Source organism: Parasphingopyxis marina, assembly GCF_014237875.1.
Taxonomy (GTDB): Bacteria; Pseudomonadota; Alphaproteobacteria; order Sphingomonadales; family Sphingomonadaceae; genus Parasphingopyxis; species Parasphingopyxis marina.
The window spans coordinates 584,582-605,057 of record NZ_JACJVJ010000001.1; the positions used below are offsets into that span (position 1 = coordinate 584,582).

Genomic DNA, 20,476 nt, shown 5'->3' on the forward strand with positions numbered 1-20,476 from the left:
TCTTCCATCCGCCCGGGCGCCGTACCAGCCCGCACCCAAACCCTTGCCTTTCGCCCCGATTCCCCCCAGAGCCTGCGCTGTTATGACCGCCACTGTCACCCCCCTGCGCCCTGGCAAATCCGAACCCTCGCTCGATCCCGTGATCGCGCTGGTCGCCGCCGACATGAACAAGGTCAACGCCGTCATTCTCGGCCGGATGCAGTCGGATGTGCCGCTGATCCCCGAGCTTGCCGGGCATCTGATCGCGGGCGGCGGCAAGCGGATGCGGCCGATGCTGACCCTGGCCTGCGCCAAGCTGCTAGATTATCCGGGCGACCGGCATTGCAAGCTCGCGGCCTGTGTCGAGTTCATCCACACCGCGACGCTGCTGCATGACGATGTCGTCGACGTCTCGGACCAGCGGCGCGGCAAGAAGACCGCCAATATCATCTGGGGCAATCCGGCCAGCGTGCTGGTCGGCGATTTCCTCTTCTCGCGCTCCTTCGAGCTGATGGTCGAGGATGGATCACTCAAGGTTCTGAAAATCCTCTCCAACGCGTCCGCCGTGATCGCTGAGGGCGAGGTCAACCAGCTTACCGCCCAGCGCCGGATCGATACCGGCGAGGACCGTTATCTCGATATCATCGGCGCGAAGACCGCTGCGCTATTCGCGGCCGCCTGCCGCATCGCCGCTGTCGTCGCCGAGCGCGACGAGGAGGTCGAGGAAGCGCTGGACAGTTACGGCCGGAATCTCGGCATCGCCTTCCAGCTCGTCGACGACGCGATCGACTATGTCTCCGACGGGGAGACGATGGGCAAGGATGTCGGCGACGATTTCCGCGACGGCAAGGTAACGCTCCCGGTGATCCTCGCCCATGCGCGCGGCACCGACGAGGAAAAGCAGTTCTGGCGCGATGCGATTGAGGGCCGGCGGGTTGCCGACGAGGATCTCGCCCGGGCCAAGGATCTGCTCATCCATCATAACGCGATCGCCGACACCATGGCCCGCGCCCGCCATTACGGCCAGCGCGCCATCGATGCGCTGGGTCCGTTCCCGGCCGGGCAGGCCAAGGCGGCGCTCGTCGAAGCCGTCGAATTCGCGGTCGCGCGCGCCTACTAGCGCGTCCCTGCCGCGGTTTCAGGCGATCGGCACGGTCCCGCCGTCGATGACATATTCGGCGCCGGTGAGGTAAGCCGCCCGCGGCGAAGCCAGGAAGGCGATCAGATCGGCGACCTCTTCCGGGCGAGCGGGCCGCCCATAGGGAATGCCGCCGAGCGAATCCATCAACTGCCGGCGTGCGGTGTCCGTATCCGTGTCCGCTTCCTGCGCGAGTCGTCCTATCATGGCGGTTGCGGCGGATGTCTCGACCCAGCCCGGCGAGACCCGCATGACACGCACGCCCTTGGGGCTGACCTCCTTCGACAGCGCCTTGCTATAGTTCGACAGCGCCGCCTTGGCGGCGGCATAGCCGATCGTCGATTCGGGCAGCGGCACCTGCCGCTGGATCGAGGTGACGTGGATGACGAGCCCCGATCCGCGTTCGATCATCGCCGGCACCAGTTCGCGGTCGAGACGCACGGCGGACATCAGGTTGAGGTCGATCTCGCGCTGCCAATGCTCGTCGTCAAGCGCGGCGAATCCGCCCGCGGGGGCCGAGGAGCCGCCGACGACATGGACGAGGATGTCCGCCTGCCCCAACCTGTCGCGCACAGCATCGGCGATCGTCCGGCAACCTTCCGGCGTCGACGCATCGGCGCCGACGAACAGCTCGGTCTCGTCTCCCTGGTTACGCGCCGCGGCGAGCACCTTCGCACCCTGGGCGCGCAGTGCGCCGACGACTGCTTCGCCGATGCCCTGGGTGCCGCCGGTAACGAGCGCCCGCAGCCCCGAAAGCTCTTTCTCGCGGGCCATCACGATATCGCCAGGTTGGCGATGCGGCCATCGGGAGCGAGGCCGAAACGATAGCGCAACTCGGCCGGGCTGCCGGGAAAATTTCCGGCGACGGTGGCGGTTACGGTCGTGATGCCCTCGTTTCGGGCCGTTGCGAGCGGGGTCACGGTGACCTTGTACTTGGCGCTCGTCTCTTCCTTCCAACCGCGGATGGCATCGTGCCCGCTATAGGTATTGCCTTCGTCGCGGACTTCCGCGCCGGGCGCGAAACAGTCCATCAGCGTGTCGATATCGTGGCGGTTCTGCGCGTCGAAATAGCGATGGAGCGCGGCCGGCACAGCGGTGTCGTTCATCGAAAATCTCCCATTTCATTTGCCTGGGGACGATTTGATGCTACGCTTCGAAAATGGCAAGTACGGACAAAAAAGTAGGGTACTCACCCACAGGTAAGCTATCCGATGTCACGCCGGACATGGCGGCGAGCGGTGTCGAGGCGGCGTTCCGGATGCTCGAGGGCCGCTGGAAGATGGTGATCATCTTTCACCTGTTCGATCGTGGCGTGTTGCGCTTTTCGGAGCTTGAACGGGCCATCCCGAAAATATCGCAAAAGATGCTGATCCAGCAGCTGCGCGATCTGGAGCGGGACGGCGTGGTTCGGCGGACGGTTTATCCCGAGGTCCCGCCCAAGGTGGAATATGATCTCACCGAATGGGGCCAGGCGATGTGCCCGGCGCTCGACGCGCTGCTCGAATGGGCGGCGCAGCGCCCGGTTGGCGGCACCCCTTCGGATTAGGCGTCGCCCGGCCTGCCGGCCGACGGTGGCAAAGATGCAACGCCGCGACAATTCTGCCACGCTGCTCTTCGCGCCGCGCTTCCGGTCCGGTACACGCCATCCCCATGACCAAGGTGACTCGCCTCTAACCGTGCCGGCATGGACTCCAATCCTGCCCCCGAAGGCCTTGCGCGCAGGCGCACCGGCATCCGCGTGGAGATTCGCGCCACCCTGGCGCTCGCCTGGCCGCTAGTCCTCGGCAATCTCGCCCAGGCGTCGATCCACACTACCGAAGTCCTGATTCTCGGCCGCTACGATGTCGATGCGCTGGCCGCGGCCGCTCTCGGCGTGAACCTCTATTTCGCTTTCGCCATCTTCGCGATGGGGCTGGTCACCGCCGCTTCGCCGCTGATCGCCGCCGAATATGGCCGGCGCTGGAATTCGGTGCGCGATGTGCGCCGCACCGTGCGCCAGGCGCTATGGGCCTCGCTTGCCATCTGCCTGCCCTGCTGGCTGATCCTGTGGAATTCGGAAAGCCTGTTGCTGCTGCTGGGGCAGGAGCCGGCGTTGTCGCGCGATGCCGCGCATTTCATCCGGATCGCGATGTGGGGGCTGTTCCCGTTCCTCGTCTATATCGTGCTGCGCTATTATGTGACGGCGCTCGAAAGGCCGATCTGGGGGCTGCTCGTCACGGGCGTCGGCGTCGTCTTCAATGCGCTCGCCTGCTGGGCGCTGGTTTTCGGCGGGCTGGGCCTGCCGGAGCTCGGGCTGACGGGGGCGGGCATCGCCAATGTCCTTGCCAATAGCGTGCTGGCACTCGGCATGATCGCGGTCGTCTATGGTGTGCGCCGCTTCCGCCGCTACAAGTTGCTCGGCCATTTCTGGCGGGCGGATTGGCCGCGCCTTGCCGCGATCGTGAAGCTCGGCGTGCCGATCGCCGTGACGCTGGGCATGGAGATCACGGTGTTCAACGCCGCGGTGTTCCTGATGGGCCTGATCGGGCGGGATTCGCTTGCGGCCCATGCCATCGCCATCCAGGTCGCGAGTCTCGCCTTCATGCTGCCGCTCGGGCTTTCCCAGGCGGCAACGGTGCGTGTCGGCATCTTCCACGGACGGAAGGATGCCGAGGGCGTGGCGCGCGCGGGCCGGGTCGCGCTTGGCCTCGGGCTCGGCGCGGCCTTCTTCCTGTCATCGACGATGGTGTTGTTTCCCAACCAGCTGATCGGCCTCTTCATCGATCCCGCCGATCCGGCAATGGCCAACGTCTTCGCGCTTGCGCTGTCCTTCCTGTTCGTCGCCGCGATCTTCCAGCTGGTGGATGGCGCGCAGGCGGTGGGCGCGGGCGTGCTGCGCGGTGTGCAGGATACGCGCTGGCCGATGCTCTTCGCGGCGTTCGGCTATTGGGTGGTCGGGCTCGGCGTTGCCGTTTGGCTCGGCTTCCCGATGGGGCTGCAGGGCGTCGGCATATGGATCGGGCTGGCCTTTGGGCTGGCCGTCGTCGCCGTGCTGATGGTCGGCCGCTGGCTGATGCGCGCGCGGATCGGTCTGATCGACTATCAGCGCGCTTGATGGCTCGCCCGTTTGGGGCGGCCTAGGCCGATATCGTCAGATAGGCGGGCGTGTCCGTTTTCCGCTTCGCCGTTCGCTGGACGAGCGGCAGCAGGCGGCTGTCCTCGATGCCCGCGGTGCGATGGCCGAGCCCGTAGAGATAGGCTTCGTTCTTCGCCCAGCCCATAAAGGCGTCCACAGAGGCCTGGCGGATCAGCATCGCCGCATCCCAGCGCTCGCTCACGGGGCCGATTAGCCAGGGGCCGCCATCGCCCATGAACAGCATCTCGCCGCCGCTCGCCGCGAGGTGCGGCAGGGTGTGCGCGATATAGAGCTCATAGGCCTCGGCGCCGCTGATCGGCGTGTCGGGGGCGAGGTCGGGGTCGGCGCTATAGTCGGCTGTCTCGCGAAAGCGCAGCAGGTTCAGCATCGTCACCGGCCCCTCGATCCCGCGCAGGACAAAGGCGCGCCCGGTTTCGGGCGTCGGGTCGAAATAGGCGGTCATGGCGTTTCCTCTTCGTCGCTTTCCGGCGCCGCGAGCCGCAGCGCATAGGCCGCGACATCGCCGGGCCAGTCCTTCATCCGTTCGGCCAGCGCCGCGGCATCCCCCGCGAACAGCGCCCGTACCGCCTCCTCATAGCCGGGCAGGTCCCCGCCCAGGCTGGTCATCGCACGATAGGCGCGCTCCGCTCGCGCCTTGGCGGCGGCTCGGCCGCTGCGCTCGGCCTTGCGCGCTTCGTCAATCAGTCGGCGGACGATCTGGGAAGCGCTGCCCGATTGGGATTCGAGCCAGTCCCAGTGGCGCGGCAACAGCGTGACCTCGCGGCCGACCACGCCGAGCTTGGGGCGGCCTCGCCCGCGCGGTTTGGCGAGCTCCGGCGCCTCGCTCCCGCCGTCCGGTGTCGCCAGCCGCGCCAGCACGTCACTCTCGCTGCCGCGCAGGTCGAGATCGACGACCCGGCCGGTCGCGTCGTCGAAGACGAGCAGCGGATCCGCACCGCCCGCCGCCTGCGCCGCGCGTATCGCCAGCGCGACCTCGGCAAGCGGGCCCGAAGCGATTCGGCGCATCCCGGAAAAACCGGTGCAGGGGGTGGAAGCGGTCATCGTCATGATTCGATATTTACCCGGATAAAAAGCTTGCGTCAATATCACCCGGGTAATAATAGGCGCGCGGAAGGAGATCCGGCATGAACGGCACGGAACGCAAGGCCGCCATCGCGGCGTACAGGGAAAGGGAGATCGCGACCGGCGTCTTTGCGCTGCGCTTTGCGGGCGAGGCGCGGGTCTGGGTCGGCGGTGCGAAGGAGATCGCGGGAACCGAGAACCGGCTGCGCTTCAGCCTGCGGGGCGGCGCCTATCCCCGGCCCGCGCTCCAGCGGGCCTGGAATGCGTGGGGCGAAGCGGCCTTCGCCTTCGAGATTCTTGAGCTGCTGGAACTGGAAGAGGATGTTACCGATTTCGTGCGATCGGCGCGGCTGGCGAGCCGGTTGACCCATTGGCGGGAGGCGCTGGCGGCGGAGCCGATCTAGCCCGCCGCCCTTCTGTCCGAAACGAAAGGCGCAGGTTCCGCGCCATCGCATATTGACGCGGCACGCCGGACTGCGGCATTCGGGCTCCCGACCAACCAGGGAACCACGCCATGTCCGCCCGTATCTATCAGCGCATGAAAAATGCCATGCAGTCCGGCCGCGCCCGGGTCGGCCAGTGGACCCTGGAGTTCGAGCCGTCGGACGCGCAGCGCGCAGACCCGCTGATGGGCTGGGCCGGGTCTTCGGATACGCGGCGGCAGGTGCGGCTGACCTTCCCCTCGCTCGACGCGGCGAAACTCTACGCCGACAAGCAGGGGATCGACTATCATGTGATCCCTGGGCCCGAACGCACGCTCAAAATCCAGAGCTACGCCGACAATTTCAAATAGTGCCCCGCGCCGCGGTATTCCGCGCCGTCCCCGATATCTCCCGACATAAAGGCGAAGAGCGATGCAGCGGCTTGAAGGCAGGATAGTGATCGTTACCGGCGCGAGCTCGGGCATCGGGGAAGCGGTCGCGATCGCCTTTGCCGAAGTCGGCGCGAAGGTCGTGCTGGCCGCCCGACGGCAGGATCGGCTCGACGCGCTTGCCCAGCGGATCGCGCAGGCCGGCGGCGAAGCGCTGGCGGTCGCCACCGACGTGACCGACGAAGCGGCGGTCGAGCGTCTCTTTGCAACCGCGGTCGAAAAGTTCGGCCGCGTCGATGTCCTCATCAACAATGCGGGCATCGCGGATTCCACGGCGTGCGAGGATCTGGCGCTCGAGCGCTGGCAGCAGGTGCTCGATACCAATCTCACTTCGGCATTCCTGTGCAGCCGGGCCGCCTTCCGGTTGATGAAGCCGCAGGGGCGCGGGCGGATCATCAATGTCGGCAGCATTTCGGCGCGCGTGCCGCGGCCCGAAAGCCCGGCCTATACGGCCTCGAAATTCGGGCTGGACGGACTCACCCGCTCGCTCGCGGTCGACGGGCGGGATCATGGTATCGCCGTTTCGATCTACCATCCGGGCATCGTGAACACCGAACTCGGCCCCAATATGGGCAAGGCGCCGGCCGAGCGAACGTCGGACCCGCGCGATACCGCCGAGATCATCCTCCACATGGCGAGCGTCCCCGATCACATGAATTTCTACGAGGCGCTGATGGTCCAGCTGGCGGTGCCGTTTCTCGGGCGCGGCTAGCGCGGCGCGGGGTCCGCCCAAGCCATTGATATTCCGGCCAGTGCCCGCAATAACCGGATTTCAAACAGGGGGGATTTCATGAAAAAGCATTTTCTGGCGGCGGCGGCGCTCGCGGCATTGACGGCCTGTGGCGGGGGGGAACAAGCGGCGACGACCGAGGCGGAGGCGCCGGAAACCGAAGCGCCCGAAATGCTCGCCAATGGCGCGCCGGCGTTCGGCAGCGTGGCGGCCGAGGATATCGAGCGCGACGAAACCGCCAGCAATCGCCGCGAAATCGCCTATCTTTCCGATGGCAGCGTTGCCGATATCGCCGCTTTCTACCGCGCCTATTTTGGCGATACGGGGTATGAGATCTACGAAGGCGGCGCCAATTTCCGCGCCGAAGACCGCGATTATGGCGGCTATGTGCAATTGTTCGACGAGGGCGAGCGCATGATGGTCCATGTCAGTCCCAATGTCGGCAGCGGCAGCTACGACCTGTCGGAAAATCTCGGCGACGGCTTTCCCGTCTATCCCGGGGTTCCGGAGACAGACTACGATGTCAATCCGCGCCCGAGCGGCTCACGCCTTGTGATCTTCCGGGTCGCCGCGGACCCGCTCGACATCCTCGATTTCTACCGCGAGGCGGCCCGCGAAGCCGGGTTCGAGGAACATAATATCAGCCTCGCCGCGCGCAGCGAAGGCGAACGCGTGAAGGTCGGTATTTACAATACCGGCGAGCGGCGCCGGGTGGTGGCGACGGTGACGGATCTGAACGGAGGCTAGTCCCCTGCGGACGCCGCCAGCTCGACGCCCTGCTCGGTGACGATCAGGTCCATCGGAATGTCATGGGCTTGCGGATGGATGGTCGGGATGGCGGCCGACCGGTAGCCGACGCCGACGACGCGGGGATGCCGCGGCATGGCTGCCAGCGTTCGATCGAAAAAGCCGCCGCCATAGCCGAGCCGATAGCCTGGGGGATCGAAGCCGACGACCGGCGCGATCACCATGTCGGGCATCACTTCGGCGCCCTCTGCCGGGATCGGAATGTTCCACACGCCCCGCGCGAGCGGCGTGCCTGCCCGCCATTCGCGAAAGACGAGCGGCTGGCCCTTGGCGATCACGACCGGCAGCGCGATGCGCAGCCCGGCGCTGCCGAGCGCCTTCATCAGCGGGCGCAGGTCCGGTTCGCCGCGGAACGGCCAATAGCCGCTGACGATGGTGCTATCGACGATTTGCAAGCGGAGATGCTCGGCGATCCGCGTCCCCAGCCGCTCGCGCTCGTCGGCGGGTATCGCCATGCGCGCCTCGATCAGCCGGGCGCGCTCGGCTTTGCGCCAGGCGGCGATATCGGCGGGCTTTGCGGTGCCGGCATAGGCCGGGTCGATCTCGTGCATCGAACAGGCGGGCGAGGCAAAGGGCCGGGGGGCGTCGGAATCCTGCATGGGGCCTGTCCTCAGGCGGCGGCCGGCAAGGCCAGCCGATCCATGAACTTCCGCCGGTCGCGCACCAGGTCCGCGAGGGTGAAGCGGTCGAGTTGCGCGAGGAACGCCTCGAGCGCGGAAACGAGCGCGCCCTTCAGCCCGCACACCCCGTCGATCGCGCAGCCGCCGGGGCCATCGGGTTTCAGGCATTGCACGAAGCCATCGAGATTTTCGAGCGCGCGAACGGCGGCGCCGATATTGATGTCCTTGGCGGGGCGGGCGAGCTCCAGCCCACCGGCGCGCCCGCGCGTCGCCGCGACCAGGCCGAGCGCCTGAAGCCGCTGCGCGATCTTGGCCATATGGTTGCGCGACACGCCGTAGCGGCGGGCGATGCTGTCGACCGACATCCGCTCGCCGCTCGCCGCCAGCGCCATCAGGATGCGCAGGCCGTAATCGGTATGGAGGTTGAGCTGCATAAATTAGGTATATGATATATTGCTTTTAACGACAAGCGCTATATATGGGTCGTTAATAGGTATTTCGAATACGCAATAAGGCGCCCGATGATGACACGCACGGCCGACAATCGCCTTTCCTCCAGCGCCGCGCCGCGTCCCCATGCGGTCGAGGCCCGAGCGCGCAAGCGGGCCGAGGCCGAAGCCTCGGGCATCACCGCCGACTATATCGCCGCGTTGGTCGATGCCTTTTACGCGCGCATCCGGAAGGACGATCTGCTCGGTCCGATCTTCGCCCGGCGGGTGACCGACTGGCCCCACCATCTCGACCGGATGAACCGCTTCTGGCGGTCGGTCCTCCACAATAGCGGCGAATTTTCGGGCAACCCGATGCTCAAGCATATCGCCATTCCCGGCCTCGAGGAGCGGCATTTCGCCCATTGGCTCGAGCTGTTCTACGCCACCTTGCGCGATCTGGAGCCGGGTAGCGCGGCGACCCGGCTGGTCGGCGAGCGGGCGCGGATGATCGCTGACAGCCTGTTGACGGGCATCGCCACCCATCGCGACGGCCTGTCCGGCGCGCGCGCGGGGCGGGACCTGCCGCATGTCTAGCGCCGCAGCGCCGCCCGATCCGCTCATCGCCGATCGCGGACCGCCGCTTCCCGCCGGCGCGCAAAGCCATCGCGCGATCGGCCCGTTCGATGCCGAGAGCATTCCCGCCGGGCTGTTCAGACTGCACCGGCTGAAAGCGGGCGCCTGGGGGATCGTCACGATCCGCGCGGGCGGCATCCGTTTCGTGTGGGATGATGCGGAGGGCGGCGCGCGCGATCTTACCGCCCCGGCCTCGATCCTCGTCCCACCCGAAGTGCCGCATCACCTGGAAAAAGCCGGGTCGGTGGAGCTCGCCATCGCCTTCTGGTCCTAGGCGCCGGACGCGGCTGCGGGCGCCTCTAACGGGTCGGCGCATTGCCAGTTGACGAAAAGCGCGAACGGGCGCAGCCGTCGCAACATGGGGGAGCTGGACACATCGATGCCGCTCTGGGCGAGGCTGCTCTGCTACGGGCTGGGCCTAGCCCTGATCGCGGGCTCGATCGCCTATTTTGCCTGGGGCAGCCAGCGCGCGTCCGCGGCTTCCGATTGGCCCAGCGCCGACGGCCGCATCCTTTCCTCCTATATCGAAGAGCAGGAAAGCCGCGACGAGGACAACGAGGTGATCATCACCTTCTATCCCCGGGTCACCTACCGTTATTTCGTCGCCGGCAACGGCTTCAGCAGCGATGCGATCCGGCTGATCGCGGATCAGGGCTATGCCGATTCCTACGATGCCGAGGATTTCCTGAGCGATTATCCCGAGGGCGCGGCGGTGGAGGTGTTCTACGATCCCGAAAATCCGGGGGATTCCGCGCTGGTACTGGAAAGCCCGCCCTGGTGGATCTTCGCGGTCACGCTGATGGGCGGGGTCTGGATTTTCGCGGGCTGGTTCTTCGGCCCGCGCCGGTCGAAGGCCCGGGGTCCGTCCATGGCTGCCCCGGCATCCGCGGAGACGCCGGGCCGATGCCGCTCCTGCGGCGCGCCGGTCGAACGGCCGCCGCTGGAAGACCCCGCGATTATCCGCCGCGCATCCCGGCGCGGCGGCCCGCCCTGCCCGCGCTGCGGCGAAGCCAGGCCGCTGCAATCGCGACGCGCCGAACTCTCGCGCCTCCTCTTCTGGATCGTCTTCGCCGCGATCTGGGCCGTCGGCCTGTGGCTGCTGTTCTTCGCCTGATTCCGGGGAATGCCGGTCGGTCTGACATATGGTTTTCACGCCAGAACATCCATTCGCCGCAGAGCACCGCGAATTCCTCGATCGACGCCTGGGATGCCTAACGGGGCATAAGGCCCGCCCCCAATAACACCAATATTCGCACGTCGATCACGCAACCCTCACCGCGCCTAGCTTCCACGAAATCCGCGATTCCGCTCAGCGCCACGCGGTGGACGGTGATATTCTCATGGGCGGTGCCGCCGCCTTCGCCGACCTTTTCGAGGTCGGTCGCCCTGAGCAGCGTGAAGGTCTCGCTGATCATGCCGGGTGAGGAGCTGAACCGGCCCAGGCTTTCCCAGGTCGCGGCGCAATAGCCGGTTTCCTCTTCCAGTTCGCGCGCGGCGGCGGCCTCGGGCGCTTCGCCGTCCTGCTCGTCGCCGATCAGCCCGGCCGGCAGTTCGAGGCAGTCTGCGCCCAGCGGCACGCGATACTGCTCGACAAGGATGACATGAGGATCGGCGGGTGCGCCGTCATCGCCTTCGTCGATGGCGAGGATCACCGCCGCCTCGATGCCCCGCACGCGGCTGACGAATTCCCAGCGCCCCTGCGTCTTGGCGGCGATATATCGGCCCTGCCAGCGGGTAACGGTTTCTTCGGTCATCCCCTATCCTTCGGGCCCGATGGCGATGCCGGTCAACCCCCCAAGGCTTGCGGAGAGGGCGGCAGAACCGGCGCCCGCAGCGATAGCGGCTATTCCGCGGACGCCAGCCGCGCTTCGACGGCGTCCAGCGCGGCGCGGATGCCGCCGGGCATGTCGTTATCGTCGAAATGGGCGGTGATCAGCGCCTCGGCTTCGGTGCGGAAGGCGGGATCGAGCCAAGGTTCGGCGCCCGGTGCGGGAACGAGGCCGAGTTCCTCGTCGGCCATCGCGATCAGCAGCAGCGCGCCGCTCTGGCCGATGCCGCGCTCGGTGATATAGGCCTGCGCGACCTCGTCGACCGGGCGGCCGTCCAGGGTCAGCATCGTCGCGACGCGCAGCTCATGCCCGGTGGCGGCGTGCAGCGCGGCGAGCCGCTCGCCCAGTTCCGCCTGAAGGGCCTCGTCGAACAGGGCCGTATCGTCGATATAGGTGGCGGGCGGATAGGGCTGGGCGACCTGCTCGGCCGCCTCGCCGCTATCCGTTTCGCTTCCGCCGCACGCGCCGAGCGCCAGCAGCATCGCCAGGGCGATCGCCGCCGCTGGGCGTGTGCGGATTGCCATTATTCGGCCACCGGTTCGGCGGCAGCTTCGGGAGCGTCCTCGGTGACGGCATCCCCGGCTGCGCCCAGCTGCGCGACGAGGAAATCGACGCCGGCCGCGAAGCCGCCCGCCAGATCGTCATTGTCGAAGCCGTCGATCATCGCCTGTTCGGCCATCGCCGCTTCCTCGGGATCGATTTCCGCGCCGACGATCGCCAGCGCTTCGTCTTCGCCCGCGATCAGGATCAGCGCATCGGCGCCGCGTTCGGCCAGCATCGCGCTGGCGGCTTCCTCGATATCCTGGCCCTCGGTGGTGCGGATCGCGACGACGAGGGCGATTTTGCCGGTCTCGTCGAACAAGGTGCCGAGCCGTTCGCCGACCGGGCCGATCTCGCCTTCGTCGACAAAGCCGGCTTCGTCGATGAAAAAGGCATCGGGCCGCGCGGCTTCGGTTTCGGTGGTTTCCGTGGCTTCGGTTTCGTCGGCAGCGGTGGTGCCGCCGCCACAGGCGGCAAGGCCCAGCGACAGCGCAATCGCTGCGATCGTGGTCGTTCTCTTCATCGATATCCCCTTTGGTCTCCGTCGGCGCCGCGCCCCGACGGGGCCGCGGCGTCGGGGCGATCCATCGCATATTTCCCCGCGACAGGGAACCGCTCGCTTGGCGCGGGCGCGCGGCTGTGGCATCGATTGGCGAACGCAGGCAGTGGTTTAGGAGGGTAGCAGCATGTTCGCAGAGTTTCGGGACTTTATCGCGCGCGGCAATGTGATCGACCTTGCGGTCGCGGTGATCATCGGCGGCGCCTTCGCCACGATCACCACCTCGCTGACCGAGGATGTGATCATGCCGGTCGTCGGCTGGATCTTCGGCGGCGTCGATTTCTCGACATGGTTCATCCGGCTGGGCGCGATCCCCGCCGATTATGCCGGATCGCCCGAAGATTATGCCGCGCTGAAGGAAGCGGGCGTGGCGATGATCGGCATCGGCCAGTTCATCACTGTGGTCATCAATTTCATCATCCTCGCCTTCGTGATCTTCCTGCTGGTGCGCCAGGCGAACAGGATCGTCAAAAAGGCCGAGGACGCCCCGGCCGGGCCCAGCGAGATCGAGCTGCTGACCGAAATCCGCGACGCGCTCAAGAAGAGCTAGGCCGCACGCCGGCGCGCGGCGGGCCGATGCGGCCCGTCGCACCTATCGCCTCGGTTCGCCGCAAAGACGGAACTCCCGTCCGTCCCGCCCATTGGTGGCACGGATCGCGGCCCCGTAAGCGCCGCCTATTGCAGGGAAATTACCATGAAGAAGCTGATTTTCACCGCCGCTGCCGCCTCCGCCGCGCTGGGCCTCGCCGCTTGCCAGAGCGAGCAGGCCGACGCCGTCGAGGATGCCGCGGAGGACCAGGCCGAGATGATCGACGAAATGGCCGACGAAGCGCCGACCGAGGCCCAGGAAGAGGCGCTGGAGAGCCGCGCCGACATGGTCGAGGAACAGGGCGAGGAAGCCGCCAACCGGATGGACGATGACGGCGAAATCGCGCCCAGCGAAACCGGCATCGGAGACACGCAGGACGGCATGTAGCCCTCCTTCCGAAAATGCCTCCCATGGCATTGGCGGCGTCGCGGAAACACTCGTCCGCGGCGCCGCTTCTTTTGGTGGGGGTGTGGGCCGGTGCGGCGCCTGAGGCGCAGCCGAAGGTCTGACTATCCGGAAAGTGGGGGGCTTCTGTTGCCCGGCGCCCCCCGGGCCGCTGGTTTCCGCTTCTGGTGCCCGGTGCGGTCCAACCGCGCTTTTGTCTTAGTAACTTAGACCGTTAGGCCTTGGGTTACGCAGCAATCGCAAGAGCTTCGTTATCGTTGGCTCTTATGAGTTGTGAACGGTTTTACGGCGCATTCAGGCCGGGCGAAAGTTGCCGTCTTTCAACACACGTCGATCCTGGTTCGGCCCCGTCTTAAACCGCGAAATTTCGCGATTTATGGTGGAGCCGCCGGGTACTGCCCCCGGGTCCGCTGTGCCTATTGCACGGCACCGTTTATCGCCATAGCCGGCCGAAACCGGCAGCCCCTATATAGGGGCTCGCACGTTAATGGGAAGTGGACGGGGAGAGGCGCGCAGGTCTTTCAGAAAATCTCGTTTTCCGCCTCCTGTGCGAAGGGTTGCCCCATCTCCACGGTCTGCGCCTTTCGGAACAGCCCGCCGCCGCTGAGCGCGAAGGGCATTACGGCATCTCGCGCATAGCCTTCCGCCCGAAGCTGGACGAGCACCGCGTCGGTCCGCCCGCCGTCGTCCGGCTTGCGCACGGCGACGTTCGCGGAAATCGCCGAGGCAATCGCTTCGCCCCGCCCGGCCATGCCCTTCAGCTTCTCCTGCAGCGAGGCGATGACGGCGGCCGATTCAGGATGTTCGTCTCCGTCGTGCACGGCGAGCGCCGTAATCTCGCCCTGCGGGGAAATGTAATGCGCGAAGGGAAAGAACTCGCCGTTCCTCGCGAGCAGCGCCTCTGCCATGTCGAGGCCGGCGGCGTAGAGGGCGTCGAGCTGTTCCTGATTCACGGCCGTCATTTGTCTCTCCCAAAATCACCGCCCGAAGGTTACACAAGTTACACGCCCTTATGGCGAAAAACTTTCGCTCGTTTCCTCGCGCCCAAGGTCACACCAGGTTGACACCGGTTGACACAGGCCGGGCTATTCGCTGCCTCGTTCACCGCCCCCTCATTGCCCCGGGATCGGCGGCATCGCCATCACCTCGACCGCCTCGCCGGGGAAGATCGCGAAGTGCGGATGCGCTTCGAACATCGCCGCCGCCGCCTCGTGCGTCTCCGCCTCCACGATCACATAGCCGGTCAGCGCGTTGGCATGCGGCGCGACCCCGCCTCCGGACACGCGCAGCGTCTTGCCGAGCGGGCCGCCCGTATCGACGATCGCACCGGCATGCCCGGCCATCCAGTCGCCCCAGGCCTTCATGCCCCGGCCGATCGTCTCCTCGTCGGGCGGCGAAGCGCCGGCCTTTGCGGGGGAGCCGGTATAGACGGCCATGAATTTCGGCATCGCGATTCTCCTTGCTGGCGGCGCGACCGGTTTACCGCATCCCGGGGCCTGTAGGACAGCAAATAGGATTCGCCGCCGCCTCCCGCTGGACAATGCGCGCCCGTTTGTCTATTATAATAGACATGAACCGGATCGAGCAGACCGAGGCATTCGAAAACTGGCTCGACGGGCTTGGCGACCGCACGGCGCAAAAGGCGATCGCGCGGCACATCGTCAAGATGGAAGGCGGGCTGTTCGGCGATGCCAAGCTGCTCGAAGGCAAGGTGTGGGAGGCACGCATCCATCACGGCCCCGGCTACCGGCTCTATTATGCCCGCAAGGGCGACAGGATTTACCTGCTGCTGTGCGGCGGCACGAAGCGGAGGCAGCAGAAGGATATAGAAAGGGCGGTCGCGCTGGCCGCACAGATATAGAAGGACCGATCATGCCACTCGCCACAAAACCGTTCGATGCGGCCCGCTATCTCGACGGGCCGGAGGATTATGCCGAGCTGCTCGACGATGCGCTCGCCACCGGCCATCGCGGCTATATCGCCGCCGCGCTCGGCACGATCGCCCGCGCCTATGGCGTCGATCGCCTCGCCGCCGATACCGGCCTCAACCGCGCAACCCTCTACGCCGCCTTCCGCGACGACGGCAACCCGACGCTCGATACGGTGCTGCGCGTGCTGGCGCAGGTGAAGGTGGGCCTGGGGGCGAAGCGGGCGGCGTGATCGCCTGTGCGGTGATGCGGCAGCTCGGCGGCTAAAGGATTTTCCGCGCGCAGACCGAGTACGCCTGGCATCGGATGTGCTGCCGCTGTTTCCGGAGGGTCGGGTGGGGCGGAATAGATTAATGGCCGAACGAAAGCCGCTTTGTTCAAAGGTGAGTAAAGTTGTATAGTTGCATATAATGTCGTCACCAAAACTGGATTCGACAGTGATTTATTTTTAGAAGTTTCAATTTGATCAGGTCTACGAGAATGATGTCGAAGCGCCATGCACTTGATGACATATTGAATTCAGAATTTCGATGGCCCACTAAAGGCGACGTCCCCTTTGTTGAAGCGACTGATTCGCTGAACAATGCCATTCTAGCCGAGGACGATCTATCTCGTCTCGTGCTGATGACCGATGGTTACAAAAAGGCAGCGGATTTAATGGTCGCGCATACGACCGAACATGCGGTCGATCTGGATTTTCTCGTTTTTCCGGTGTTGTTTAATTATCGACATTTCATAGAGCTTTCGCTGAAGTATCAATTAGCCACCCACGGCCGCTTCGTTGGGGTTGAAGCAAATTGGAACTCCCATGACCTAGGACACCTCTGGTCGAGTTTCCGGGAGATGTTGGAAAGATATGGTAATCCGGATCCGGATGACGCCGACCCGGTTGTCGAAGATATAGTTCTCGAGTTCGCGAAGATCGATCCTGCGTCCTATTCCTATCGCTATCCGTATGATCGTAATGGTCATCCAATTCCGCTGAAATATGGTGCGATGAACCTTAAACATCTATCCGATGTGATGAACGGCGTTGATGGCTACTTCAATGGATGTGATGGTTTTCTGAGTTCTATGAATGAGCGCTAGGCTTTGACATGCACCTTAATGAAGCGATCTTCATAGCCGAGCGTTCGCGGGCCATACTCAATTGAGAGCTTCGATCGCCTGCGGCAATTCGCTCAAACGCCGTACGATCCGTTTTCTGTGCCATGGACAGGCTTGGCTCACCGTTTCGCAGAAACGGGCATCGCTTCGCCACAAGGATGCATGAGGCAAATAAACTAGGTGCATTAAGTCGCCGCCGTCGCTTTCTTTAGGGTGAGGGCCATTTCTATGGATGCCGAGATTTTGAGTTAGATAGCGTGTTAGAGTGCTGCCAAAGGTTCGGTAGAAGGCCGTCTCCTTATGTAGGCCTCGGTCAATTGCTTCTTGAAACGCCTTTTCATTCCAGCCCGTGGTTTCCGCTTCACGTTTTGATACCTCAATCATCGTTAAGGCGAGCTGGGAACCAAAGTCGGCAATAGCGCTTGTCGCAAAAGAGCGATGTTCCGACCGAACCAAAGTTTCGACATGGGTTCGCATTCGTTCGATCGTCGGCACTAATTTTTCGCCAAATGAGCGCATTGCAAATGGCAGGCTTGCATCGCCGCCATATTGTTCAAAATAGGCGGTCAGGAAATTAGTTGGCTTTTGAACCTCTGCGTAAAATAGCTTGTCGAGTTCCGGATAAGGAATCCTTTTTTCTAGGGCATCTGCTAAGTAATTTGTAAAAAATTTTTCAGAAAGCGGGTAATGGCCTGCCAATTTGCTTGCATAATCTCTTGAGAATTGAGCGATTATTTTTGGTCTAATTTTCTTTTTAGCATATCTCCGTGTTTTGCGATTCAGAGTGCCTTTCGTCTTTTGAATCTCCTCATCCAATTTCTCCTCAACGATATCATCTAACCCTTCAAACATACTTTTTGTCGTAGGAAACCACCTATTTTCGCCAGACAGGAATTCATAGTTTAGACATTTTTCTTCCGAGGCTCGCTTCACTTCTTCGCTAACGATCACGCTGGGGTGCATAAATGCATGGTTGCCGCATAAATCTTCTACTACACGTGCTTTTTCTATAGTTATTTCTTTATTTTTCTCCGAATACTGCAAAAGTTCGGATAATATTGGAAAAGAATAAGCAAATATTGCTCTTTTATTTATCTTAAAATTTAGGAGTGCATTGAATATATTCAGTACATCCTCGCCACGATTCCAAAGTCTAGCTTCTGCGATTTTGGAATAATCCTGCGTATCCAAATAAACGATAGGCACATCTTGCACGGCTCGATCCTGCAAATTTCCCTATTGAGGCACTCAGCATATCGACGTTCGGATAGCAGGATTGTCTGCGCCAATCACCTTCCCCCGCGCGCGGCTCTCCGCTAAACCGCACCTCGACTCACACCTGCGCTTTTCCGCCGGACGATGCCCCCCTCGGCTTCCCCCGTCCGCCGCGCAAAGCGCCACCGCGATCAGGGGACTAGACGCATATGACGACCACCGGCCACGACACGCTTGCCACCCGTTCCACCCTCTCCGTCGAGGGGCGCGAGGTGCATTATTATTCGCTGGCGAAAGCCGCCGAGAAATTGGGCGACGTGTCGCGGTTGCCCTTCTCGATGAAGGTGCTCTTGGAAAACCTGCTGCGCTTCGAGGACGGCAATACCGTCACCACCGACGATGTGCAGGCCTGTGCCGACTGGCTGAAGGAACGCAAGATCAGCCGGGAGATCCAGTATCGCCCGGCGCGCGTGCTGATGCAGGATTTCACCGGGGTTCCCGCGGTCGTCGATCTCGCCGCGATGCGCGATGCGATGACGCAGCTCGGCGCGGATCCGGAGCGGATCAACCCGCAGGTGCCCGTCCATCTCGTCATCGATCACTCGGTGATGGTCGACGAATTCGGCACGCCGCAGGCGTTCGAGGATAATGTCGCGCTCGAATATCAGCGCAATATGGAACGCTATGAGTTCCTGAAATGGGGCGCGGGCGCGTTCGATAATTTCAAGGTGGTGCCGCCGGGCACCGGCATCTGCCACCAGGTGAATCTCGAAAATCTCGCGCGCGGCGTGTGGAGCAGCCAGGACGCGGACGGCAACCTGATCGCCTATCCCGATACGCTGGTCGGCACGGACAGCCATACGACGATGGTCAACGGGCTCGGCGTGCTGGGCTGGGGCGTCGGCGGGATCGAGGCCGAGGCCGCGATGCTGGGCCAGCCGGTCTCCATGCTGATCCCCGAAGTGGTCGGCTTCCACCTCACCGGCGGGCTCGCCGAGGGCGTGACCGCGACCGATCTCGTGCTGACGGTCGTCCAGATGCTGCGCGAAAAGGGCGTGGTCGGGCGGTTCGTGGAATTTTACGGACCCGGCCTGAAATCGCTGACCCTGGCCGACCGGGCGACGATCGCGAACATGGCGCCCGAATATGGCGCGACCTGCGGCTTCTTCCCGATCGACGAGAAGACGACCGACTATATGCGCCTGACGGGCCGCGAGGAATGGCAGATCGCGATGACCGAGGCCTATTGCCGCGAGCAGGGCCTGTGGCATTCGGTGGAGGACGCAGACCCGCTGTTCACCGATACCTTGGAGCTGGACATGGGCGCGGTGGTGCCGAGCCTCGCCGGGCCGAAACGGCCGCAGGACAAGGTGATCCTTCCCGAGGTCGACGAGCTGTTCAACCGCGAGATGCAGAGCGTCTATGGCCGCGATGCGAAGCGCGTGCCGGTGGACGGGCTGGACCATGATATCGGCGATGGCGATGTCGTGATCGCGGCGATCACCAGCTGCACCAACACCTCCAACCCCGCGGTGATGGCGGCGGCCGGCCTGGTCGCGCGCAAGGCCCGCGAAAAGGGGCTGACGGTGAAGCCCTGGGTGAAGACGAGCCTCGCGCCGGGAAGCCAGGTGGTGACCGACTATCTGGACAAGGCCGGGCTGACCGAGGATCTGAATGCCATGGGCTTCGATCTGGTCGGCTATGGCTGCACGACCTGTATCGGCAATTCGGGCCCGCTGGCCGCGCCGATCTCGAAAGCCGTGAACGAGAATGATCTGGTCGCGGCGAGCGTGCTCTCCGGCAACCGCAATTTCGAAGGGCGCGTGAGCCAGGATGTGCGCGCGAACTTCCTCGCTTCGCCGCCGCTCGTGGTCGCCTATGCGCTGAAGGGCACGGTGACCGAGGATATCACGACCACGGCCTTGGGGCAGGGCAGCGACGGGGCGGACGTGTTCCTCGCCGATGTCTGGCCCAGCAACGCGGAAGTCGCCGATACGATCGCGGCGCATGTGAACCGCGACATGTTCGAAAGCCGCTACGCCAATGTCTTCGATGGGGACGAAATGTGGCGCGCCATCGATGTCGAGCCGAGCGCGACCTATACCTGGCGCAGCGGATCGACCTATGTGCAGAATCCGCCCTATTTCGAGGGCATGACGATGGAACCCGAGGCGATCGAGGATATCGTCGACGCCAATATGCTGGCGCTGTTCGGCCAGTCGATCACCACCGATCACATCTCGCCCGCGGGCGCGATCAAGGCGGATTCGCCGGCCGGGAAATATCTGCAAGATCATCAGGTCAACCGCGCGGACTTCAACAGCTACGGCTCGCGCCGCGGCAATCACGAAGTCATGATGCGCGGCACCTTCGCCAACATCCGCATCAAGAACCAGATGCTCGAAAATGTCGAAGGCGGCTTCACCAAATATATCCCGACCGGCGAAACGATGCCGATCTACGACGCCGCGATGATCTACAAGCAGGCGGGCACGCCGCTGGTCGTCGTCGCCGGCAAGGAATATGGCACCGGCTCCTCCCGCGACTGGGCCGCCAAGGGCACCAACCTGTTGGGCGTAAAGGCGGTTATCGTCGAAAGCTTCGAGCGCATTCACCGTTCGAACCTGGTCGGCATGGGCGTGCTGCCGCTGCAATTCGCGGAAGGCGTCACGCGCGAAACGCTGGGGCTGGACGGCAGCGAAACCTTCACGATCCGCGGCGTTGCGAGCCTGGAGCCGCGCCAGACGGTCGAGGTCAGCCTGACCCGCGCCAATGGCGAGACCGCGACCTTCGAAACGCTCTGCCGGATCGATACCGCCAACGAGATGGAGTATTTCCGCCACGGCGGCATCCTCCACTATGTGCTGAGAAACCTCGCGGCCTAGTTCGCGGGAGAG

General features: G+C 64.1%; 28 protein-coding genes and 1 other RNA gene. 16 read left to right on the top strand and 13 right to left on the bottom strand.

Annotated features, from left to right (window positions below):
• The first annotated feature begins 82 nt into the window (after positions 1 to 82).
• Positions 83 to 1,099, top strand: coding sequence for a polyprenyl synthetase family protein (locus H6P80_RS02940; protein WP_185799843.1), 1,017 nt, complete (start codon positions 83 to 85; stop codon positions 1,097 to 1,099).
• An 18-nt stretch (positions 1,100 to 1,117) separates the two neighbouring features.
• Here the strand turns inward: H6P80_RS02940 and H6P80_RS02945 are convergent, their stop codons facing one another.
• Together H6P80_RS02945 and H6P80_RS02950 are read right to left on the bottom strand one after the other, a co-directional pair.
• The gene (locus H6P80_RS02945) at positions 1,118 to 1,891 is read right to left on the bottom strand and encodes an SDR family oxidoreductase (RefSeq protein WP_185799844.1); all 774 of its coding nucleotides are present in this window, start codon (positions 1,889 to 1,891) and stop codon (positions 1,118 to 1,120) included.
• A complete protein-coding gene (locus tag H6P80_RS02950; RefSeq protein WP_185799845.1) occupies positions 1,891 to 2,223 on the bottom strand; it encodes a nuclear transport factor 2 family protein in 333 nt (110 codons plus the stop codon). Before H6P80_RS02950 ends, H6P80_RS02945 begins: the two co-directional genes overlap by 1 nt.
• Positions 2,224 to 2,342: 119 nt before the next feature.
• Here H6P80_RS02950 and H6P80_RS02955 point away from each other — a divergent pair, with 119 nt between their 5' ends.
• Together H6P80_RS02955 and H6P80_RS02960 are read left to right on the top strand one after the other, a co-directional pair.
• Complete coding sequence (locus H6P80_RS02955) at positions 2,343 to 2,663, top strand: winged helix-turn-helix transcriptional regulator (RefSeq protein WP_221892864.1); 321 nt, start codon at positions 2,343 to 2,345, stop codon at positions 2,661 to 2,663.
• Positions 2,664 to 2,801: 138 nt separating this feature from the next.
• A complete protein-coding gene (locus H6P80_RS02960; protein WP_185799847.1) occupies positions 2,802 to 4,211 on the top strand; it encodes an MATE family efflux transporter in 1,410 nt (469 codons plus the stop codon).
• A 22-nt stretch (positions 4,212 to 4,233) separates the two neighbouring features.
• On the opposite strand, the gene H6P80_RS02965 is transcribed toward H6P80_RS02960, so the two are convergent.
• Together H6P80_RS02965 and H6P80_RS02970 are read right to left on the bottom strand one after the other, a co-directional pair.
• Positions 4,234 to 4,695: a DUF1330 domain-containing protein gene (locus H6P80_RS02965; RefSeq protein ID WP_185799848.1), complete on the bottom strand. Its 462-nt coding sequence runs from the start codon at positions 4,693 to 4,695 to the stop codon at positions 4,234 to 4,236.
• Positions 4,692 to 5,300, bottom strand: coding sequence for a DUF2239 family protein (locus H6P80_RS02970; RefSeq protein WP_185799849.1), 609 nt, complete (start codon positions 5,298 to 5,300; stop codon positions 4,692 to 4,694). The genes H6P80_RS02965 and H6P80_RS02970 overlap by 4 nt, the downstream gene beginning before the upstream one ends.
• A 77-nt stretch (positions 5,301 to 5,377) precedes the next feature.
• Here H6P80_RS02970 and H6P80_RS02975 point away from each other — a divergent pair, with 77 nt between their 5' ends.
• The 4 genes from H6P80_RS02975 to H6P80_RS02990 all read left to right on the top strand — a co-directional run bounded on the left by H6P80_RS02975 (position 5,378) and on the right by H6P80_RS02990 (position 7,663).
• A complete protein-coding gene (locus H6P80_RS02975) occupies positions 5,378 to 5,719 on the top strand; it encodes a GIY-YIG nuclease family protein (RefSeq protein WP_185799850.1) in 342 nt (113 codons plus the stop codon).
• 110 nt (positions 5,720 to 5,829) lie between these two features.
• A complete protein-coding gene (locus H6P80_RS02980; protein WP_185799851.1) occupies positions 5,830 to 6,108 on the top strand; it encodes an ETC complex I subunit in 279 nt (92 codons plus the stop codon).
• Between the two features lie 61 nt (positions 6,109 to 6,169).
• Positions 6,170 to 6,898 (top strand): SDR family oxidoreductase, encoded by a 729-nt coding sequence (locus H6P80_RS02985; RefSeq protein WP_185799852.1) that lies wholly within the window; start codon positions 6,170 to 6,172, stop codon positions 6,896 to 6,898.
• 78 nt (positions 6,899 to 6,976) lie between these two features.
• Positions 6,977 to 7,663, top strand: a complete 687-nt coding sequence (locus H6P80_RS02990; RefSeq protein WP_185799853.1) for a hypothetical protein — start codon at positions 6,977 to 6,979, stop codon at positions 7,661 to 7,663.
• Here the strand turns inward: H6P80_RS02990 and H6P80_RS02995 are convergent.
• Both H6P80_RS02995 and H6P80_RS03000 read right to left on the bottom strand, forming a co-directional pair.
• The gene (locus tag H6P80_RS02995; protein ID WP_185799854.1) at positions 7,660 to 8,322 is read right to left on the bottom strand and encodes a 5-formyltetrahydrofolate cyclo-ligase; all 663 of its coding nucleotides are present in this window, start codon (positions 8,320 to 8,322) and stop codon (positions 7,660 to 7,662) included. The genes H6P80_RS02990 and H6P80_RS02995 overlap by 4 nt on opposite strands.
• An 11-nt stretch (positions 8,323 to 8,333) precedes the next feature.
• Positions 8,334 to 8,777, bottom strand: a complete 444-nt coding sequence (locus H6P80_RS03000) for an Rrf2 family transcriptional regulator (RefSeq protein ID WP_185799855.1) — start codon at positions 8,775 to 8,777, stop codon at positions 8,334 to 8,336.
• Positions 8,778 to 8,867: 90 nt separating this feature from the next.
• Here H6P80_RS03000 and H6P80_RS03005 point away from each other — a divergent pair, with 90 nt between their 5' ends.
• From H6P80_RS03005 to H6P80_RS03015, 3 genes are all read left to right on the top strand, one after another.
• Positions 8,868 to 9,368 (top strand): group III truncated hemoglobin, encoded by a 501-nt coding sequence (locus H6P80_RS03005; protein WP_185799856.1) that lies wholly within the window; start codon positions 8,868 to 8,870, stop codon positions 9,366 to 9,368.
• Positions 9,361 to 9,681 carry a DUF1971 domain-containing protein gene (locus tag H6P80_RS03010; RefSeq protein WP_185799857.1) on the top strand — a complete coding sequence of 107 codons (321 nt, stop codon included), beginning with the start codon at positions 9,361 to 9,363 and terminating at the stop codon, positions 9,679 to 9,681. Before H6P80_RS03005 ends, H6P80_RS03010 begins: the two co-directional genes overlap by 8 nt.
• Before the next feature lie 84 nt (positions 9,682 to 9,765).
• On the top strand, positions 9,766 to 10,521 hold the full coding sequence (locus tag H6P80_RS03015) for a DUF3592 domain-containing protein (protein WP_185799858.1): 756 nt from the start codon (positions 9,766 to 9,768) through the stop codon (positions 10,519 to 10,521).
• Between the two features lie 97 nt (positions 10,522 to 10,618).
• On the opposite strand, the gene H6P80_RS03020 is transcribed toward H6P80_RS03015, so the two are convergent.
• The 3 genes from H6P80_RS03020 to H6P80_RS03030 form a co-directional block, all read right to left on the bottom strand.
• A complete protein-coding gene (locus H6P80_RS03020; protein WP_185799859.1) occupies positions 10,619 to 11,161 on the bottom strand; it encodes an NUDIX hydrolase in 543 nt (180 codons plus the stop codon).
• An 89-nt stretch (positions 11,162 to 11,250) separates the two neighbouring features.
• The gene (locus H6P80_RS03025) at positions 11,251 to 11,760 is read right to left on the bottom strand and encodes a TPM domain-containing protein (protein ID WP_185799860.1); all 510 of its coding nucleotides are present in this window, start codon (positions 11,758 to 11,760) and stop codon (positions 11,251 to 11,253) included.
• Positions 11,760 to 12,299: a TPM domain-containing protein gene (locus tag H6P80_RS03030; RefSeq protein WP_185799861.1), complete on the bottom strand. Its 540-nt coding sequence runs from the start codon at positions 12,297 to 12,299 to the stop codon at positions 11,760 to 11,762. The genes H6P80_RS03025 and H6P80_RS03030 overlap by 1 nt, the downstream gene beginning before the upstream one ends.
• 163 nt (positions 12,300 to 12,462) lie before the next feature.
• Here H6P80_RS03030 and mscL point away from each other — a divergent pair, with 163 nt between their 5' ends.
• Positions 12,463 to 12,885 (top strand): large conductance mechanosensitive channel protein MscL, encoded by a 423-nt coding sequence (gene mscL, locus H6P80_RS03035; RefSeq protein ID WP_185799862.1) that lies wholly within the window; start codon positions 12,463 to 12,465, stop codon positions 12,883 to 12,885.
• Positions 12,886 to 13,029: 144 nt separating this feature from the next.
• Positions 13,030 to 13,311 (top strand): hypothetical protein, encoded by a 282-nt coding sequence (locus H6P80_RS03040; RefSeq protein ID WP_185799863.1) that lies wholly within the window; start codon positions 13,030 to 13,032, stop codon positions 13,309 to 13,311.
• Positions 13,312 to 13,482: 171 nt separating this feature from the next.
• Here the strand turns inward: H6P80_RS03040 and ssrA are convergent.
• The 3 genes from ssrA to H6P80_RS03055 all read right to left on the bottom strand — a co-directional run bounded on the left by ssrA (position 13,483) and on the right by H6P80_RS03055 (position 14,777).
• Positions 13,483 to 13,827: a transfer-messenger RNA gene (gene ssrA / locus H6P80_RS03045) on the bottom strand.
• Positions 13,828 to 13,850: 23 nt separating this feature from the next.
• A complete protein-coding gene (locus H6P80_RS03050) occupies positions 13,851 to 14,291 on the bottom strand; it encodes a hypothetical protein (RefSeq protein WP_185799864.1) in 441 nt (146 codons plus the stop codon).
• A gap of 150 nt (positions 14,292 to 14,441) precedes the next feature.
• Positions 14,442 to 14,777, bottom strand: a complete 336-nt coding sequence (locus H6P80_RS03055) for a hypothetical protein (protein WP_185799865.1) — start codon at positions 14,775 to 14,777, stop codon at positions 14,442 to 14,444.
• Between the two features lie 104 nt (positions 14,778 to 14,881).
• Here H6P80_RS03055 and H6P80_RS03060 point away from each other — a divergent pair, with 104 nt between their 5' ends.
• The 3 genes from H6P80_RS03060 to H6P80_RS03070 all read left to right on the top strand — a co-directional run bounded on the left by H6P80_RS03060 (position 14,882) and on the right by H6P80_RS03070 (position 16,346).
• Positions 14,882 to 15,190, top strand: coding sequence for a type II toxin-antitoxin system RelE/ParE family toxin (locus H6P80_RS03060; protein ID WP_235973698.1), 309 nt, complete (start codon positions 14,882 to 14,884; stop codon positions 15,188 to 15,190).
• 11 nt (positions 15,191 to 15,201) lie between these two features.
• Positions 15,202 to 15,489, top strand: a complete 288-nt coding sequence (locus H6P80_RS03065) for an addiction module antidote protein (protein ID WP_185799866.1) — start codon at positions 15,202 to 15,204, stop codon at positions 15,487 to 15,489.
• Positions 15,490 to 15,740: 251 nt separating this feature from the next.
• Entirely contained in the window at positions 15,741 to 16,346 is a 606-nt protein-coding gene (locus tag H6P80_RS03070) for a hypothetical protein (RefSeq protein WP_221892865.1), read from the top strand.
• Between the two features lie 57 nt (positions 16,347 to 16,403).
• Here H6P80_RS03070 and H6P80_RS03075 read toward each other — a convergent pair whose 3' ends face one another.
• Positions 16,404 to 17,579 (bottom strand): hypothetical protein, encoded by a 1,176-nt coding sequence (locus H6P80_RS03075; RefSeq protein WP_185799868.1) that lies wholly within the window; start codon positions 17,577 to 17,579, stop codon positions 16,404 to 16,406.
• A gap of 209 nt (positions 17,580 to 17,788) precedes the next feature.
• Between H6P80_RS03075 and acnA the strand changes: the two genes are divergently transcribed.
• Positions 17,789 to 20,464, top strand: coding sequence for an aconitate hydratase AcnA (acnA, locus tag H6P80_RS03080; RefSeq protein ID WP_185799869.1), 2,676 nt, complete (start codon positions 17,789 to 17,791; stop codon positions 20,462 to 20,464).
• The last annotated feature ends 12 nt before the right edge of the window (positions 20,465 to 20,476 follow it).